We start from the raw sequence: 1034 nt of genomic DNA on the forward strand, positions 1-1034 counted from the left end.
TTGTTCTGGATGAAGCCACTGCTTTTGCTGATCCTGAAAACGAACATCTGATACAGAAAGCTCTGGGAAAACTCACCAAAGGTAAAACAGTGCTGATGATCGCTCACAGGCTGACAAGTGTGACGGATGTTGATTCTATCCTGGTTATAGACAAAGGGAAAATTGCAGAACATGGGACCCATTATGAATTGCTGGATAAACAGGGCCTATATGCCAGAATGTGGAACGAGTACCAGAGATCAATTCAATGGACAATAAGAAAGGAGGCACAATATGCTTAACATTTTAGAAAAACGGCTGGCCCTTTCAACCAAGGGGGCAAAGGATTTCCTGAAAGGGACATTATTCACAACTTTGCTCGATATAGCATTGATGTTGCCTGCAGTATTCGTTTTCCTGTTCCTTGACGATTACCTGCGGCCTGTGATAGACCCTATGGAAACCCCTGAAAAAGAATTATTGTATTATATTGCAGTGGGCATATTTTTTATGCTGGTTACCTGGGCAATAGCTCTGCTTCAGTATCGCAGCACCTATACTACCATTTACGAAGAAAGTGCCAACAGGCGTCTATCACTGGCGGAGAAGCTACGCAAACTGCCACTGGCTTTCTTTGGAGAGAAGAATCTATCAGACCTGACATCTACCATTATGACTGACAACACTGAACTGGAACACACATTTTCACATGCAGTTCCTCAGCTGTTTGCCTCAGTCATCAGCATCACTCTTATCGCAATAGGGCTGTTCTTTTATAACTGGCAACTATCCATGGCTTTGTTCTGGGTTGTGCCGGTAGCTGCCGCAATAATTCTATTGTCGAAAAAACGGCAACTAAATGGCCACAAAGTAATGTACGATAAGGCGCGCAATGTAAGTGAACAAATCCAGCAGGGTCTGGAAAATATCCAGGAGATAAAGGCATCCAATAATGAGGATAAGTACCTTGGCGAGTTGAACGAAAAGCTTGATGATTATGAGAAACATCTGATACGGCTCGAACTGATCATAGGTGTTCTTCTAAACAGTGCCCA

General features: G+C 43.2%; 1 protein-coding gene and 1 pseudogene. Both read left to right on the forward strand.

Features of this window, described 5'->3' with window-relative positions:
* A pseudogene (locus tag BB781_RS15025) lies at positions 1-281 on the forward strand (hypothetical protein); the annotation flags it as partial.
* Positions 274-1034, forward strand: a 761-nt coding sequence (locus BB781_RS15030) for an ABC transporter transmembrane domain-containing protein (protein WP_129582750.1), incomplete at its 3' end; no start/stop codon positions are given. The pseudogene BB781_RS15025 and the gene BB781_RS15030, both read left to right, overlap by 8 nt.

The organism is Methanolobus psychrotolerans (assembly GCF_002243045.1).
Taxonomy (GTDB): domain Archaea; phylum Halobacteriota; class Methanosarcinia; order Methanosarcinales; family Methanosarcinaceae; genus Methanolobus; species Methanolobus psychrotolerans.